The organism is Burkholderia sp. SCN-KJ (assembly GCF_024656005.1).
GTDB lineage: Bacteria > Pseudomonadota > Gammaproteobacteria > Burkholderiales > Burkholderiaceae > Burkholderia.
Genome location: NZ_JANKOG010000003.1, coordinates 350,672 through 367,086 on the forward strand (window position 1 = coordinate 350,672; position 16,415 = coordinate 367,086).

Annotated in this window: 16 protein-coding genes; 8 read left to right on the top strand and 8 right to left on the bottom strand. The window is 69.4% G+C overall.

Annotation, left to right across the window (positions count from 1 at the left end; genetic code table 11):
* Positions 1 to 12: 12 nt before the first annotated feature.
* Together NQV17_RS07435 and NQV17_RS07440 are read right to left on the bottom strand one after the other, a co-directional pair.
* Positions 13 to 1,326: an MFS transporter gene (locus tag NQV17_RS07435; protein WP_257770965.1), complete on the bottom strand. Its 1,314-nt coding sequence runs from the start codon at positions 1,324 to 1,326 to the stop codon at positions 13 to 15.
* 116 nt (positions 1,327 to 1,442) lie between these two features.
* The gene (locus NQV17_RS07440; RefSeq protein WP_257770967.1) at positions 1,443 to 2,459 is read right to left on the bottom strand and encodes an ABC transporter substrate-binding protein; all 1,017 of its coding nucleotides are present in this window, start codon (positions 2,457 to 2,459) and stop codon (positions 1,443 to 1,445) included.
* Positions 2,460 to 2,695: 236 nt separating this feature from the next.
* Here NQV17_RS07440 and NQV17_RS07445 point away from each other — a divergent pair, with 236 nt between their 5' ends.
* Complete coding sequence (locus tag NQV17_RS07445; protein WP_257770969.1) at positions 2,696 to 3,361, top strand: response regulator transcription factor; 666 nt, start codon at positions 2,696 to 2,698, stop codon at positions 3,359 to 3,361.
* The gene (locus NQV17_RS07450) at positions 3,348 to 4,769 is read left to right on the top strand and encodes a sensor histidine kinase (protein ID WP_257770971.1); all 1,422 of its coding nucleotides are present in this window, start codon (positions 3,348 to 3,350) and stop codon (positions 4,767 to 4,769) included. Before NQV17_RS07445 ends, NQV17_RS07450 begins: the two co-directional genes overlap by 14 nt.
* Positions 4,770 to 4,799: 30 nt before the next feature.
* On the opposite strand, the gene NQV17_RS07455 is transcribed toward NQV17_RS07450, so the two are convergent.
* The 5 genes from NQV17_RS07455 to NQV17_RS07475 are packed head-to-tail and all read right to left on the bottom strand — an operon-like array spanning position 4,800 to position 9,792.
* Positions 4,800 to 5,564: an ABC transporter ATP-binding protein gene (locus NQV17_RS07455; protein ID WP_044845379.1), complete on the bottom strand. Its 765-nt coding sequence runs from the start codon at positions 5,562 to 5,564 to the stop codon at positions 4,800 to 4,802.
* Positions 5,561 to 6,418, bottom strand: coding sequence for an ABC transporter ATP-binding protein (locus NQV17_RS07460; RefSeq protein WP_124571136.1), 858 nt, complete (start codon positions 6,416 to 6,418; stop codon positions 5,561 to 5,563). The genes NQV17_RS07455 and NQV17_RS07460 overlap by 4 nt, the downstream gene beginning before the upstream one ends.
* Positions 6,419 to 6,429: 11 nt before the next feature.
* Positions 6,430 to 8,241 carry an ABC transporter permease gene (locus NQV17_RS07465; RefSeq protein ID WP_257771229.1) on the bottom strand — a complete coding sequence of 604 codons (1,812 nt, stop codon included), beginning with the start codon at positions 8,239 to 8,241 and terminating at the stop codon, positions 6,430 to 6,432.
* A 46-nt stretch (positions 8,242 to 8,287) separates the two neighbouring features.
* A complete protein-coding gene (locus tag NQV17_RS07470; RefSeq protein ID WP_044845382.1) occupies positions 8,288 to 9,481 on the bottom strand; it encodes an ABC transporter substrate-binding protein in 1,194 nt (397 codons plus the stop codon).
* A 14-nt stretch (positions 9,482 to 9,495) separates the two neighbouring features.
* Entirely contained in the window at positions 9,496 to 9,792 is a 297-nt protein-coding gene (locus NQV17_RS07475) for a hypothetical protein (protein WP_257770976.1), read from the bottom strand.
* 44 nt (positions 9,793 to 9,836) lie between these two features.
* Here NQV17_RS07475 and NQV17_RS07480 point away from each other — a divergent pair, with 44 nt between their 5' ends.
* Genes NQV17_RS07480 through NQV17_RS07495 form a run of 4 tightly spaced genes read left to right on the top strand, consistent with a single transcriptional unit; the run spans position 9,837 to position 13,483 of the window.
* Complete coding sequence (locus NQV17_RS07480; protein ID WP_257770978.1) at positions 9,837 to 10,859, top strand: LysR family transcriptional regulator; 1,023 nt, start codon at positions 9,837 to 9,839, stop codon at positions 10,857 to 10,859.
* A complete protein-coding gene (locus tag NQV17_RS07485; protein ID WP_257770980.1) occupies positions 10,856 to 12,316 on the top strand; it encodes an NAD(P)-binding domain-containing protein in 1,461 nt (486 codons plus the stop codon). The genes NQV17_RS07480 and NQV17_RS07485 overlap by 4 nt, the downstream gene beginning before the upstream one ends.
* Positions 12,317 to 12,362: 46 nt before the next feature.
* Entirely contained in the window at positions 12,363 to 12,893 is a 531-nt protein-coding gene (locus NQV17_RS07490; protein ID WP_257770982.1) for a CMD domain-containing protein, read from the top strand.
* Positions 12,890 to 13,483, top strand: coding sequence for a peroxidase-related enzyme (locus NQV17_RS07495; protein ID WP_257770984.1), 594 nt, complete (start codon positions 12,890 to 12,892; stop codon positions 13,481 to 13,483). Before NQV17_RS07490 ends, NQV17_RS07495 begins: the two co-directional genes overlap by 4 nt.
* Before the next feature lie 28 nt (positions 13,484 to 13,511).
* Here NQV17_RS07495 and NQV17_RS07500 read toward each other — a convergent pair whose 3' ends face one another.
* Positions 13,512 to 13,943 (bottom strand): Lrp/AsnC family transcriptional regulator, encoded by a 432-nt coding sequence (locus NQV17_RS07500; RefSeq protein ID WP_044845386.1) that lies wholly within the window; start codon positions 13,941 to 13,943, stop codon positions 13,512 to 13,514.
* A gap of 296 nt (positions 13,944 to 14,239) precedes the next feature.
* Here NQV17_RS07500 and NQV17_RS07505 point away from each other — a divergent pair, with 296 nt between their 5' ends.
* Both NQV17_RS07505 and ctlX read left to right on the top strand, forming a co-directional pair.
* Positions 14,240 to 15,319, top strand: coding sequence for an ornithine cyclodeaminase (locus NQV17_RS07505; RefSeq protein WP_257770988.1), 1,080 nt, complete (start codon positions 14,240 to 14,242; stop codon positions 15,317 to 15,319).
* Positions 15,320 to 15,377: 58 nt separating this feature from the next.
* On the top strand, positions 15,378 to 16,379 hold the full coding sequence (gene ctlX, locus NQV17_RS07510; RefSeq protein ID WP_257770990.1) for a citrulline utilization hydrolase CtlX: 1,002 nt from the start codon (positions 15,378 to 15,380) through the stop codon (positions 16,377 to 16,379).
* Positions 16,380 to 16,415 lie beyond the last annotated feature (36 nt).

Here is a 16,415-nt window from a genome sequence, read left to right on the forward strand (position 1 = left end):
CGCCGCCGTCCATCACACCCGCGCCGCCACCATCCCCCGCTCCGAGCGCGTCCACGCGACGAGCGCGCCGATCCCGAGCAGCGCAAGGCACACGATCGGCACGATCATCGGCCCGAACGCCGTGCCCGTCACCTTGCCCGCGAACGGCATCAGGTTCTGGCTGAAGAAGCCGCCGAGGTTGCCGATCGAGTTGATCGCCGCGACGCTCGCCGCCGCCCGCGCGCCGGTGAAGTAACGCGGCGGCATCGACCAGAAGCACGGATACAGCAGCGGGATGCACGCCCCGCCGAGTACGAGCGCGACGAAGCGCAGCGGCGTCGACGGCAGCACGAGGCTCAGCAGGAAGCCGAGCGCGCCCAGCGCCGCGACGATCGCGATCGTGCGCAGGATGCTCTTCGCGCGGCGCAGCTTCGACGGCAGCCACACCAGCAGCACCACCGCGAGCGCCCACGGCAGCATGCTCAGCAAACCGTTCGTACTGCTCGATACCCCGAACGATTTCACGAGCGTCGGCAGCCAGTACGTGACGCCGTACAGCGACGTCGACATCAGCATGTAGGTCGCCGCGAACAGCATCACGCGCGGATCGAGCAGCGCCTTCCACGGCTGCGCATGCTCGGCCTGCGCCGGCTTCTCGCGCTCCAGCGCGGCCGCGACGATCTGCTTCTCGCGTTCGTCGAGGAACGGCGCCTCGCGGAACGACGCCGGCAGCACGCGGAACACGACGATCGCGACGATCACGGCCGGGATGCCCGTCGCCACGAACACCCACTGCCAGCCCGCGAGCCCCCACACGCCGTTCAGGCTCAGCAGCACGCCGCCGACCAGCGAGCCGAGCATGTTCGCGAGCGCGCTGCCGAGCGTGAAGATGCCGAGCACCTTCGCGCGATAGCTCTGCGGGAACCACAGCGTCAGGTAATAGATCACGCCCGGATAGAAGCCGGCCTCGGCGATCCCGAGCAGGAAGCGCAGCGAACAGAACGCGGGCATCGACGTCGTGAAGCCCATCAGCACGGTGATGAGGCCCCACGTCAGCATGATCCGCGCGAGCCACACGCGGGCGCCGTAGCGATGCAGCGCGAGCGTGCTCGGCACCTCGAAGAGCAGGTAGCCGATGAAGAACAGCGACGACGCGAGACCGAACGCGGCCTCGGTCATCCCGAGGCTGTGCACCATCTGCAGTTTCGCGAAGCCGACGTTCTGCCGGTCGATGAACGCGATCAGGAACATCACGACAAGGATGGGCATCAGGCGCCGCGCCATCTTCGACATGATGCGCTGCTCTTCGGCGGACGCGGGGTCCAGGGTTTCGATGGTGGCATTCACTGCGGGCTCCTCCGTGAAGCGGTTGCTTGTCGGTTGAATCGGCGCCGCGCGCGACGAACGCGCGGGCGCGGTGGGGTTCGATGAAATCGGGATCCGGAAACGAATGACCGCCGTCGTCAGCCGGTCCGGTAGTCGTCGAGCATCGGCGCGAACATCTCGTGCCACGCGCGCGGCTTCGCCTTGATCGTGCCGGCGAGATACAGGAATTCGACGTAGTCCATCAGCTGGTTCGGCCGCACCGAGAAACGCGTGTCCGGCGCGGCGAGCATCTGCATTACGTCGTCGTGCGACACGGCGACGCCCGACGACGCCGCATACAGCGCGGCCGCCGCGCGCGGGTCCTGCGCGATCAGGCGGTTCGCTTCGTCGAGCGCGCCGAGAAACGCCGCGGCCAGCGCGGGCTCCGTATCGACGAGCCGCTTCGGCGCGAACACGACGTCGAGCGTCAGCGGGCCGAGCACGTCGACCGAATTCACGACGCGATGAATGCCCGGCTGCCGCAATTCGAGGGTCGAGAACGGCGGCGACGTGAAGTGCGCGGTGACGCCGTTCTCGCGGCGGATCAGCGCCTGCATCGCCTGCGGATGCGGCAGGTTCACGGTGATCGAGTCGAGCTGCGCGAAATGCCGCGCGCCGAGCTGCCGGCTCGCGACCATCTGCAGCACGACCGCCGACAGCGACGTACGGATGCCCGGCACCGCGATCCGGTCGGACGGCGTGAAGTCGCGCAGCGACGTCAGGCCCGGACGGTTTGCATTGAGCGACAGCGAGGTCGTGGACAATCCGCTGATGCCGATCACCTCGACGTTCGGAATCCCGCGCGCCCGCGCCCACAGCTCGATGAAGCCCGGCGCGCCGGCACCCGCGAAATCGAGCGTGCCGGCCATCATCGCGTCGTTGACGGAATTGCCGCCGTCGAGCAGTACCCAGTCGACCGCGACGTCGCGCAGGCCGTGCCGCGCCGCATGCCGCACGAACAGGCGCTGCTTCTCCATCACGAGCAGCGGCAGGTACAACACGCCATAGCCTTTCGAGATCCGCACCGTGCGTGGCTTCGCGCGCACCAGCGACGGTGCGCCCAGCATGCCGAGGCCGGCGGCGAGCAACGCGCGGCGGCGCGGCGACGTCGTCATGCGCATGCCTCCGTGCGGCGCACGACCGGCCGCAACTCGGCAGCCGGCGTCAGGCTACGCCGTGCATCCGGCCGCGCCTTCGTCGTGCCCGTGACATGCTGCATGTTGCCGTCTCCTCTGGTATTAATGCCGTCGTCGCTTGCTCCGGCTGAACACAGGTTATCGAGCGAGTCTGAGAAAATACTGACATCCCGCCCCCGGGAAAACCCCTAACCCCTCACCCTGCAAACGGCACCATGCGCATTCTCGTCGTGGAGGACGATGCCGAAATCGGCGCGGCGATCCGCAGCCGCCTCGCGCGGCTCGGCCATGCCGTCGATCTCGAAACCGACGGCTCGACCGCGAACGGCCTGCTGCGCGTCGAGCGCTTCGACCTCATCGTGCTCGATGCGAACCTGCCCGGCCTCGACGGCTTCGCGGTACTGCGCAACCTGCGCGCGTCGGGCAGCACGACGCCGGTGCTGCTCGTCACCGCGCGCTCGGCGATCGACGACCGCGTGAGCGGCCTCGGCCTCGGCGCCGACGACTATCTCGTGAAGCCGTTCGACTACCGCGAGCTCGATGCGCGCGTCCAGGCGCTGCTGCGCCGCAACAGCGGCCATGCGAACGACGTGCTGACGCTCGGCGGCCTCGTGATCGACCGCAGCAGCCGTCTCGCGGAGCTCGACGGCCAGCCGCTGTCGCTGTCGCGTCAGGAGTTCGCGTTGCTCGAGATTCTCGCGAGCCGCCCGCAGCGGATCTTCTCGAAGGACGAACTGCTGAACCAGCTGTTCAGCTTCGGCAACGAGCCGACCGCGAACGCGGTCGAGCAATACGTGACGCGCGTGCGCAGGAAGCTGCACGGCAGCTCGGTCGAGATTCGCACCGCACGCGGGATGGGGTATCAGATTGCCGCGCACTGACTGGTTCCCGAAGACGCTGTTCGGGCGCACGCTGCTGTTCATCGCGCTCGTGGTCGCGACCGGCGCGCTCGCGCTGGCCGCGATCGCGCGCTATTACGCGGGCGTCGCGGCCGAGCGTGCGTACGACCAGCTGCTCGCCGGCGCGTCGATCCAGGTCGCGGAGAACCTGTACGTGCAAGGCGGCGTGCTCGCGCTGAACCCGCCCGTCGCCGCGCTGTCGACGCTGTCGCGCTACGACCTCGTCTACTACAAGGTGGTCGATTCGCGCGGCGTCGTCGTGGCCGGCTACAACGATCTCGCGAGCCCCGCGACGCTCGCGGCCGCGAAGCAGGGCCCGTCGTTCGCGAACGCCGTCTACCAGGGTCACCGGATCCGCACCGCGACCATCGCGCGCTACATGCCGGAGGAAAGCACGCCGGGCTGGGCGCTCGTGACGGTTGCGCAGACAACCAATGCGCGGCAGCAACTGACGAACGACATGAGCATCAAGGTGTGGACGCTGATCCTGCTGATGAGCGTGCTCGCGATCGGCGCGAGCGGCCTCGCGATCCGGCGCGGGCTGCGCCCGCTCGCGCAGATCGGCACGATCATCGCCGCGCGCGACCCGGCCGACCTGCGGCCGGTGGCCGTCGACACGCCGAGCGAGATCGACGCGATCATCGGGTCGATCAACGGGCTGATGCGGCGGCTCGCCGAGCGGATCAACGCGATGCAGCGCTTCATCGCCGACGCCGCGCACCAGATGCGCACGCCGCTCGCGCGGCTCGACGCGCAGATCGAACTGCTCGACGGCGAAGCCGATCCCGCGCGTCATGCGGCGCGGCTCGATGCGTTGCGCGCGACCTGCTCGGATGTCGGGCGTCTCACCGGGCAGTTGCTCAATCATGCGATGGTGATTCATCGCACCGAGGTCGTGCCGCTGCAGCCCGTCGATCTCGTCGCGCTCGCGAAGGACGTGCTCGGCCGCACGATTCCGCTCGCGGACGCGCGCGACGTGGCCGTCGCGTTCGCGAGCGACGCGCCGCATGCGTGGATCGACGGCGATGCAATCAGTCTGCAGGAGGCATTGTCGAACGTGCTGCACAACGCGCTGCTGCACGGGCATGCGGACGATATCGTCGTGTCGATCGCCACCGCGGGCAACGCGGATCGGGCGGTGACGCTGACCGTCACCGACAACGGGCGCGGCATTCCGCGCGAGCATTGGGACGCGGCATTGCAGCCGTTCGTGCGGATCGCGCCGGACGGCAGCGAACGCCGCACCGGGTCGGGTCTCGGGCTCGCGATCGTGCAGGAAGTGATGAAGGCGCACGGCGGGCGCGTCGGGTTCGCGTTTCCCGATGCGGGCGGGTTCGCGGTGGTGCTGACGTTTCCGCGGGCGGCGACGGCGCATGCCGGTCACGCATGAATCGGCGGGATGCGGCGCCCCTTCCGTCGACTACGCCGCCACCGCCTCCCCGCCGAGATACGCATCGCGCACGCGTTCGTCGTCGAGCAGCGTTTTCGCGGGCCCTTCGAGCACGACGCGCCCCGTCTGCAGCACGTATCCGTAATGCGCGATCTCCAGTGCGAGGCTCGCGTTCTGCTCGACCATGAACACCGTCACGCCCTGCCGGTTGATCGTGTCGATCAGTTCCAGCACCTTGTCGACGTAGAGCGGCGACAACCCCATCGTCGGCTCGTCCATGCAGATCAGCTTCGGCCGCGCCATCAGCGCGCGCGCCATCGCGAGCATCTGCTGCTCGCCGCCCGACAACGTGCCCGCGCGCTGCGCGAGCCGCTCGCGCACGCGCGGAAACAGTTCGAGCACGCGCGCGTAGTCGTCGGCCACCGCCGTACGATCGCCGCGCGTATAGGCGCCCATCAGCAGGTTCTCGCGCACGCTCATGTCGCCGAACAGCCGCCGCGCCTCGGGCACGGCCGCGATCCCGCGCCGCACGCGCTGCGGCGTCGCGAGCGCGGTCACGTCGTCGCCGTCGAAACGCACGACGCCGCGACGCGGCCGCATCAGCCCGAGAATCAGCTTCATCGTCGTGGACTTGCCGCTCGCGTTGCCGCCGAGCAGGCTGACGATCTGCCCGCGGCCGACTTCGACGTTCACGTCGAAATGCACCTGCACCGGGCCGTAGAACGTGTCGAGGTGTTCGAGTTTCAGCAGCGCGTCGGTCATGGTCGTGTCGGGTCCGGAAGAAGGTGCGCTCATGCGGCCGCCTGCACGGTGCGCTCGGCCGCCGTGCCGCCTGCATGGCGGCGGCCGAGATAGGCCTCGATCACGCGCGGATCGTGCCGCACGTCGCGTGGCGCGCCTTCGGCGATCTTCACGCCGTTGTCGAGCACCATCACGCGGTCGGACACGCGCATCACGAGTTCGAGCTTGTGCTCGATCAGCAGGATCGTCAGGCCGCGCGTCTTCAGCGACTGGATCAGTTGCAGCATCTCGGCGGTCTCGGTCTCGTTCATCCCGGCGGTCGGCTCGTCGAGCAGCAGCAGGCGCGGATGCAGCGCGAGCGCGCGGCCGATCTCCACGCGCCGCCGGTTCGCATACGACAGGCTGTGCGCCGGATGATCGATGCGCGGCGTGAGCCGCTCGCCGAACCCGGCGATGATGTCGCGTGCCTCGTCGCGCAGCGCCGCTTCCTCGCGCCGCACCGACGCGGGCCGCACGAGCGCGCGCCACACCTCGGCCGCCGCGCCGAGCGCCGGCCAGCCGGGCCGCGCCGCGCGCAACCGCGCGTGCGCGCCGATCAGCACGTTGTCGAGCACGCTCAGGTTGCCGAACACGCGGCCGTGCTGGAACGTGCGCGCGATGCCGAGCGCCGCGAGCCGTTCCGGCGGCGTGCCGGTGATGTCGCGGCCGTCGAACGTCACGCGGCCGGCATCGGGGCGGTCGGCGCCCGCGATCAGGTTGAACAGCGTCGACTTGCCCGCGCCGTTCGGGCCGATCACGCTCAGCAGCTCGCCGTCGGCGAGCGTCAGGCTTGCCGCGTCGAGCGCGGTCACACCGTCGAAGCGGCGCGTCAGGCCGCGCACGTCGAGCAAGGGTCGAGTGGTGGTCATCGCATTCCTCCTCATACCGTGCCGAGCAGGCCCTGCGGCCGGAACCGGACGAGCAGCAGCAGCACGAGGCCGTAGATCAGCATCCGGTAGTCGGCCGCCCAGCGGAACAGCTCGGGCAGCCCGATCAGCGCGATCGCGCCGACGACGCCGCCGAGCACGTTGCCGAGCCCGCCGAGGATCACCATCGTCAGCGCGAGGATCGACACCTGCGAATCGAAGGTCTGGTGATTGATGTAGCTGTACAGGTGCGCGGCGATGCCACCGCTCACGCCGGCCGCGACGCCGCCGACCGCGAACGCGATCGCCTTGTAGCGGTTCGGCGCGATGCCGTGCGCGCGCGCGGCGACGTCGTCCTCGCGCACCGCGCGCAGCGTGCGGCCGAGATGCGAGCGCAGCAGCCGCACCTGCACGAGCGCGAACGCGGCGAGCACCGCGAGCGTGAACCAGTACGCGGCGCGCGCGGTCGTCGCCCACGGCAGCGGCGCGATGCCGGTGATGCCGAGCGGGCCGCGCGTGAGGCCGTCCCAGTTCAGGATCACGAGGCTCACCACTTCGCCGATCCCGAGTGTCGCGATCGATACGTAGTGCCCGCGCAGCCGGAACGCCGGATAGACGAGCAACGTGCCGAGCACGGCGGTGATCGCGCCCGCGCACGGAATCGTCACGGCCGGCGACCAGCCGAGATCCGACGACAGCAGCGCCGACGCATACGCGCCGATCACGAGCAGCGCGGCGTGGCCGAGCGAGATCTGCCCGACCGTGCCCGCGACGAGCGTGAGGCTCAGCGCGAGCAGCCCGTACAGCCACGCGTTGGTCAGCGTCTGCAGCACATAAGGCGATGCACCGAGCCACGGCAGCACGGCCGCCGCCACGATCAGCACCACGAGCACCGGGCGCGGCACGCGCACGGCTTTCGCGGCCGCGAGGAAGGTGCCCGTCATCGGCTCCGGCGGCAGCGCGCGCTTCCCGCTGAACAGGCCGTTCGGCCGCCACACGAGGAACACGATCAGCAGCCCGAACGCGAACAGGTCGCGATAGCTGGTGCCGAACAGCGCGACGCCGTAGCTTTCGACGAGGCCGAGCAGCAGGCTGCCGGCGATCGCGCCGGGCACGTTGCCGAGCCCGCCGATCAGCAGCGCGACCACGCCCTTCAGCGTCGCCTGGAAACCCATCGCCGGATCGATGCTGTTGTAGTACATGCCGACCAGCAGCCCGCTTACACCGCCGAGCGCGCACGCGATCGCGAACACCGTCTGGTTCACGCGATCGACGTCGACGCCCATCTGCAGCGCCGCGTCGCGATCCTGCGCGGTCGCGCGCACGGCCCAGCCGAGCCGCGTGAAGCGCAGGAAGCCGTACAGCAGCGCGGCCGCCGCGAGGCCGATGCCGGCGATCAGCAGGTCGAGCGCACCGAGCGTCGCGCCGGCGATCCGCAGGTGCCAGTCGGGCAGCGGCGTCGGCACCGCACGCGGGTCCGCGCCGAACGCGAGTTGCGCGAGCTGGTCGAGGATGAAGCTGATGCCGATCGTCGCGAGCAGCGGCGCGATGCGCGCGGCGTGGCGCAACGGCCGCAGCCCGATCCGCTCGATCGCGATGCCGAGCGCGCCGCAGCCGACGACGACCGCCGCAAGCGCGGCCGGCAGCGGCAAGCCGAAGCGCGTCAGGCACAGCCAGCCGATGAAGGCGCCGACCATGTAGACCGAGCCGTGCGCGAAGTTGATCAGGTGCGACACGCCGAAGATCAGCGCGAGCCCCACCGCGAGCAGCGCGTAGATGTTGCCGACGATGAGGCCGTTGAGCGTGTAGTCGAGCCAGGAAGCCATCACGATGCGTCCGTCGTATGCATGCGGGTCAGAGTCGGGGCCGGGTTCAGCGCGCCGCGAGCTGCGGCTTCGCGCCGTCCCACAGCGCCCACTGCCCCTGCTTCACGACGAGATACACGGTGCGTGCGCCCGCGACGCGGCGCGTCTGCGGATCGAAACGCACCTTGCCGAAGATCACGCTCGGCACGTCGCTCACTTTCTCGAAGCCGTCGTGCGCGGCCTGGCGCGTCACGCCGTAGCGGCGCAGCACTTCGGCCGACAGGATCAGCGCATCGTATGCACGCGCGACGAACGAATCGGGATCGGCATGGAATTTCGCGCGATAGCGCTGCACGAACGCCTGCACCTCCGGGCGCGGTTCGGCCGGGAAGAAGTTCGATTCCGTATAGACGCCTTCGACGGCCGTGCCGCCGAGTTCGAGGAACTTCGGCGAATACACGGAGCCGACCGCCGCGATCGGCAGCGTGAGCCCCGACGTGCGCGCCTGCCGCACGATCTGCGCGCCGTCCGCGTAGTAGGAAATCAGCACGATCGAATCGGGCTTCGACGCACCGATCCGCACGAGCGTCGAGCGGAAATCCTTCTCCGCCGGCTGGTAGCCTTCGGCCGCGACGACCTGCGCGCCGAGCCCCGTCACCGCCTTCGCGAAGATGTCCTTGCTGGTGCGGCCCCAGTCGGTGTTCAGGTACAGCACCGCGATCCGCTTGAAGCCGAGTTCCTTCACCGCGTAGCGCGCGAGCAGCGGCTGCTCCTCGGCCTGGCTCAGCGCGGTGCTCCACAGGTAGTCGCCGCCCTTCGTGAAATCCGGATGGGAGTTCGTGAAGCCGAACTGGATCAGCTGCCCGCGCTGGTAGATCGGCGACGCGGCCATCGACGTCGCGCTGGAAAAGTCGCCGAGCTCGATCACGATGCGTGGGTCCGCGACGAATTTCTGCGCGATCGCCACCGCCTGGCGCGGATCGCTGCGGCTGTCCTGGAAGTCGACCGCGAGCGGCCGGCCGTGGATGCCGCCGCCGCCGTTGATCTCGTCGAGCGCGAGATCGAAGCCGCGCTTCCATTGTTCGCCGTATTGCGCGTCCTGCCCGGTGAGCGGCCCGCTCACGCCGATCACCACCGGCTCGCCGGACACGCCCGCCGCGAGCGCGCCGCCCGTCGACAAGCCCCATGCGGCAGCCAGCGCCGCCACCGTGCCCAGCACGCGCCGCCATGCGCCGCGTGCGTCGTTTCCCGAAACGTTCATGCGTCCCCCCAGCTTCAGTCAGTCGAAAAGAGTGAGGGCATGTAACCATCCGGTTCAGGGCGTTCCAACGAAGTTTTGCGCATATCGATATCGTGCGCGGCGCGAAGCGCAACGTCACTGTCACGGTCTCCGGCACGGCGCGCCTCGCGCGACGCATCGGCACGCGCTGCAGCGCATTGATTCGATTGACGTTTGCCGTCGAGCGTCGCTGCCGGCCGACGCGCATGCATGCACGGCTCGTCGTCCCGGCACGCGTGCGCTTCGCATGTTTGGCGCTGTCGATAGCAAAAATCATTATATGAATCGTGCATGCTCGCACTCCTACAATGCGCAAATCGCATCATCGGAACGCGTCATGGAGTTGCATCAACTCGAAGCCTTTTCCGCGGTCATGTCGGCCGGCAGCGTGACCGGCGCGGGCGAGCTGCTCGGCCGCTCGCAGCCGGCCGTCACGCGGCAGATCCAGGAGCTCGAAGCCGATCTCGGCTATGCGCTGTTCGACCGGCACGGCCCGCGCGTCACGCCGACGCGCCGTGCATTCCTGCTCTACGAGGAAGTCGAACGCTCGCTCGTCGGCCTGCGCGCGATCGAAGCGCGGGCGCGCGCACTCGGCGACGAAACCGCCGAACCCGTGCGCATCGCGGCCACGCCTTCACTCGCGGCCACGCTCGTGCCGGCCGCGCTCGCCGCGCTGCCCGACGGCGCGCACGCGCCGCACTACCAGTTGCGCAGCGAGTCGGCCGAACACGTCGTGCACGAAGTACTCGCCGGCACGGCCGATATCGGCGTCGTCACGCTGCCGATGGCGCATGCGGGACTCGACGTGCACTGGATCGCGCAAACGCCCTGCGTCGCCGTGCTGCCGGCCGACGATCCGCTCGCGGGCAAGCCGCGCATCGCGCTGCGCAATCTCGCGGGCCGCCGCATCGTGACGGTCGCGAACCGGCACCGGCTGCGCCAGCGGATCGATGCGGCATTCGCGGCCGCACGTGTCGACGCGCACGTGTTCATCGAAACCAATGCATCGCTGAACGCGGTGATGGCCGCGCGCGCGGGCGTCGGGATCGGCATCGTCGACCCGGCGACCGGTGTGGCACTGCCGGTGGACGGCGTCGTCGCACGACCGCTCGATGTCGACATCCCGTTCGCGTTCGGTGTCGCGACGCCCGCCGGCAAGACGCGCACGGCGGCCGTCGAGGCGCTGCTCGACGCGCTGCAGCACACGACGCGCGCGCTGCTCGACGACGTGACCTTTCACGATGCATCCGTGCACGACGCGTTGTTGCGAGGCGACCGGTTGCGCATCGATCGCCCGCCTCGCGCGGCACGCGCCACACGAACCGCACGCACACGCGGTACCCGCCCGGAGGCCGCATGACGGCGACGCCCGACACACCCGACGCACCCGACGCACCCGACACGCTCGACGCACTCGAAGCCCGCCTCGCCCAGGACCTGCGCTGGCTCGACCTGCCCGCGCCGTCGTGGGTGCCGCCGCGCGACGTCGACGGCACGCGCGTGCTCGACGTCGCGATCGTCGGCGGCGGAATGGCGGGGCTCGCGGCATCCGCCGAACTGCGCCTGCTCGGCATCGACAACCAGTGCGTGATCGACCGCGCACCGGCCGGCTACGAAGGCCCGTGGATCACGTTCGCGCGGATGGAGACGCTGCGCTCGCCGAAGCAGCTCACCGGCCCCGCGCTCGGCCTGCCCGCGCTGACGTTCCGCGCGTGGTTCGAAGCACGATACGGCCGCGACGCGTGGGACGCGCTCTACAAGATTCCGCGCACGCAATGGATGGAATACCTGCGCTGGTATCGCCGCGTGCTCGACCTGCCGGTGCGCAACGACACCGCGCTCGTGGCACTGCGGCCGCGCGACGACGGCCTGCTTGCGCTCGACCTGCGCGCGACCGGCCACGCGCAGACCGTGCTCGCGCGACATGTCGTGCTGGCGACCGGCCGCGACGGGCTCGGCGGCCCGTACGTGCCGCCCGTCGCGCAACGCGCGCTGCGCTCGCGTTGGGCCCATTCGTCCGAGCCGATCGATTTCGCTTCGCTCGCCGGCAAGCGCGTCGGCGTGGTCGGCGCGGGCGCGTCCGCGTTCGACAATGCGGGCACCGCGCTCGAAGCGGGCGCCGCGCGCGTCGACCTGTTCTTCCGTCGCGCGGACATTCCGCGCATCAACAAGCTGACGGGCATCGGCAGCCCGGGTCTCGTGCACGGTTACGCCGATCTCGACGACGCGGCGAAGTGGCGCTTCATGCACTACGCGCTGACGTCGCAGACACCGCCGCCGCGCGACAGCGTGCTGCGCGTGTCGCGGCATGCTCACGCACACTTCCATGCAGCCAGCCCGATCGAAACGCTGGTCGAACACGCGGACGGCCTCGACGTCGTCACGCCGCGCGGCCGCTACACGGTCGACTTCCTGATCTTCGCGACGGGCTTTCATTCCGACTGGACGACACGCGCGGAATTCGCGTCGTTCGGGCCGCATGTGCGGCGCTGGAAGGATCGCTATCAACCGGAACCGGGCACATGGCTCGACGAGCTCGCCGAGTCGCCCGATCTCGGCCCCGCGTTCGCGTTCCAGGAACGCGAACGCGGCGCCTGCCCGGCCGTCACGCGCATCCATTGCTTCAACCATGCGGCGAGCCTGAGCCACGGCAAGCTGTCGGGCGACATCCCCGCGATCAGCGCGGGTGCCGAGCGGCTCGCACGCGGCATCGCGAGCCGGCTGTTCGACGCCGATCGCGACCGCCACTACGACGCGCTCGTCGCGTTCGCGACCGCGGAGCTGCAGGGCGACGAATGGCGCGACGCCGACGCATGAGCGCCGCCACGATCCACGCTACTCACGACGACTGGAATCCATCACGATGACCGAACCCATCCCGCCGGCCGCCGCGCCGGATACGATCGACGCCGTCGCCGGCCTGCGCGAAGGCGATGCCGTGGCCGCGCTGCGTCGCGCACGCGACAAGGTGCTGCTCCATACGCGGCTCAGCGAAGCCGCGCTGTTCGACACCGCGCTGCCCGATCTTTCGTTGATCGAACGATTGCATGCGGCACGCTATGTCGCGCAGCGCTCGAATGCGCACGCACTGGCCGCGGTCTACCGAACACGACTGATCGATGCAGGCGGCACGCCCGACGACATCGCCCGCGCGGACGCCGATGCGTTCGACGCACTGCCCACGCGCCTCGGCGCGCTCCTCGCGCATGCGCGGCGCCTGACGCGCTCGCCCGCCGACGCACGCCCGTCCGATCTCGACGCACTGAAGTCGGCCGGGTTCACGACACCCGCGATCGTCGCGCTGTCGCAGCTCATCGCCTTCGTCTCGTATCAGCTGCGTGTCGCGGCGGCGGCGGAAGCGTTGCAGGCGCGTGCCGCCGGGGAGGCCGCATGACCACGGCCACGCACGGTTTCACGTCCGCCACGCTCGGCTGGCGTGCATGGCTCGACACGGTGCCGCTCGAGCGCGCCACGGCCGACCAGCTCGCGGTGCTCGAAGCGAGCCATCCGCAAGCAAAAACGTCGGACTACTACCTGCTGCTCGTCCACCTGCCCGACATCCTGAGGCAGCGTTCCGGCGTGTTCAACGCGATCATGTACGGTCCCGGCGGACTGTCGCGCGCGGAACGCGAGCTGGCAAGCACGGCCGTGTCGCGCGTGAACGGCTGCGTGTATTGCGCATCGGTGCATGCGCAGCGCTTCGCGCAGCTCGCGAAACGCACCGATGCGATCGATCAGGTGTTCGACGATCCGTCGACAGCCGGCACGACCGCGCGCGAACGCGCGATCATCCGCTATGCGGTCGCGCTGACCGAACGGCCCGACACGGTGGACGAACGCGACATCGCCGCGCTCGAAGCCGAAGGGCTCACCCACGAAGAAATTCTCGACCTGTCGCACGCCGTCGCGATCTTCGCGTGGGCGAACCGGCTGATGCTGACGCTGGGCGAACCGGTGTTTCCCGAACCCGCAGCGGGCAACTGACACGCCGGCCGACGCGCGCGGCCGCGCGTCACGCCTTGTGCGTCGACAACAGAATGCTCGTCTCCGTATTCGCGATCCCGTCGATCAACCGGATCGCGCCGAGCACGCGATCGAAATGCTCGAGCGAATCGGCGTGCAGCTCGGCGACCAGATCCCAGCGCCCGTTGGTACTGTGGATCGACGCGACGTTCGGATGCCCGCGCAGCACCTTCACCACTTCCGCGCCGCGATTGCCCTGCACCGCGATCGACATCAGCGCGCGGATCCGGTGCCGCTCGGCGGCCGGCTTGAGCCGCACCGTATAGCCGACGATCACGCCGTTCTTCTCCAGCCGCGTCAGCCGGTTCTGCACGGTCGCGCGCGCGACGCGCAACGCCTTCGCAAGGGCGACGACGGGCATCCGCGCGTTGTCGCGCAGCAGCGCGATGAGCTGCCGGTCGACGTCGTCGAGCGTAATCATGAACGAACCTTCCTGTTGAACGTGACACGGCCGCCAGCGTGCCGGACGGCACGCATTTCGACCAGCATGATTTGAACAAACTGCCGTATCCGGCCAGCAATCTGCCAAGTCTATCGAGAAATCTGCCATTTTTGCCGTCTTTTTGTTGGCTCGACTCACGGAAATAATGAGTCCATCGACCGGCCGCATGGGCCGCGACGCCGCTTTTGATGGAGCCGGGGCCCGGGCCGACACGCCCGCCCCGGTCGACCAGAACGCCTGGACACGCGTCCGGGCAACAAAATGGAGACAGACCGATGACCCGCTTCCTCGACGTTCCCGCCACCGCCCGACTGATCGCCCAGACCGGCGTCACGCCGTTCCTGCGCGCGCTCGTCGACACGCTGCGCGCCGATTACCTGCACTGGGCCGACTTCGACAAGTCGCCGCGCGTCGCCTGCCACTCGCGCGACGGCGTGATAGAGCTGATGCCCGTCGCGAACGCGTCGCTGTTCGCGTTCAAGTACGTGAACGGCCACCCCGTCAACGCCGCGCGCGGGATGCACACCGTGATGGCGTTCGGCGCGCTCGCCGAAGTCGACACCGGCTACCCGCTGCTGCTCGCCGAACTCACGCTGACCACCGCGTTGCGCACCGCCGCGACGTCGGTGCTGGCCGCGCAGGCGCTCGCCCGCCCCGACGCGCGCACGATGGCGCTGATCGGCAACGGCGCGCAGAGCGAATTCCAGGCGATCGCATTCCATACGCTGCTCGGCATCGAGGAAATCCGCGTGTTCGACGTCGATCCGCTCGCGACCGACAAGCTCGTGAAGAACCTCGCCGCTTACCCTGAATTGCGCGTCGTGCGCGCCGCGTCGACCGCCGACGCTGTGCGTGGCGCCGACATCGTGACGACCGTCACCGCCGACAAGGCGTATGCGACGATCGTCACGGCCGACATGATCGAGCCCGGCATGCACCTGAACGCGGTCGGCGGCGATTGCCCGGGCAAGACCGAGCTCGACGCGGGCGTGCTGCAGGCGGGCCACGTGTTCGTCGAATTCGAGCCGCAGTCGCGCATCGAGGGCGAGATCCAGCAGATGCCGGCCGACTTCCCGGTGACCGAACTGTGGCGCGTGCTGCAGGGCGAGACGACCGGCCGCGAACGCGCGGACGAAGTCACGGTGTTCGACTCGGTCGGCTTCGCGCTCGAGGACTACTCGGCGCTGCGCTACCTGTATGCGCTCGCGCAGCAGCACAACGCGGGCGTCGAGATCGCGCTGATTCCGCCGGCCGTCGATCCGAAGAACCTGTTCGCGCTGATCGACGATCCGGCCGCGATCGCGCAGGATCATGCGGCGTTCGTGACCGAAGCCGTCGCCGCGTTCGCACGCTGATCGTCATCCCGGGCGGCGTGCGCGCCGCCCGGTTCCCCGCCTGTCTCTTCAAACATTCATGAATCTCGTATCGATCCAGGCGCCGGCCGCCGTCGTGATGATCCGGCCGCACCGCTTCCTGCCGAATCCGCAGACCGCGGCCGACAACGCGTTCCAGCGCACGGCCGTCGGCGGCGCGCACGACGCGCTGTCGGTGTCGGCCGCCGCGCGCGACGAAGTGACGGCAGCCGCGCGGACGCTCACGGACGCCGGCGTGCGCGTGCACGTGTTCGACGACCACGGCGAGCGTGACACGCCCGACTCCGTGTTCCCGAACAACTGGTTCTCGACCCATTCGGGCGGGCATATCGCGTTGTTTCCGATGCATAGCCCGAACCGCCGCCGCGAGCGGCGCGCGGACATCGTCGAGATGCTGAAAGCGGAATACCGCGTGCAGGACGTGATCGACTACTCGGGGCTCGAATACGACGACGTGTTCCTGGAAGGCACCGGCGCGATGGTGCTCGACCACGTCGCGCGGATCGCGTACACCGCGCGTTCGCGCCGCGCCGATCCGGTCGCGCTCGAGCGCTTCTGCACGCACTTCAACTTCGAGCCGATCTGCTTCGATACGGCCGATGCGAACGGCAACCCGATCTATCACACGAACGTGATGATGAGCGTCGCCACCGAGTTCGCGATGATCGGCCTCGACCTGATCGCCGACCGCCGGCGCCGCGACGAAATCGCGCAACGCCTGACCGAAACGGGCCGCACCGTGATCGCGCTCGATCGTGCGCAGATCACGAATTTCGCGGGCAATACGCTGGAGCTGTCGGGCAAGGACGGGCGCGTGCTCGCGCTGTCGCGGCGCGCGTTCGACTGTCTCACCGGCGGCCAGCGCGCGACGATCGAACGCTCCGCGCGGCTGCTGCCGCTCGACGTGCCGACGATCGAGCTGGCCGGCGGCTCGGTGCGCTGCATGCTCGCGGGGATTCATCTCGCGCGGCGGGCCGCAGCACATGACGTGAAGGAAATGGAATCGGCGGCGCGGCAACGCGAACCCGTGCCACACGCCTGAGCGGACATCCTGCGCGAATAGCCCGATAGCGCCGCC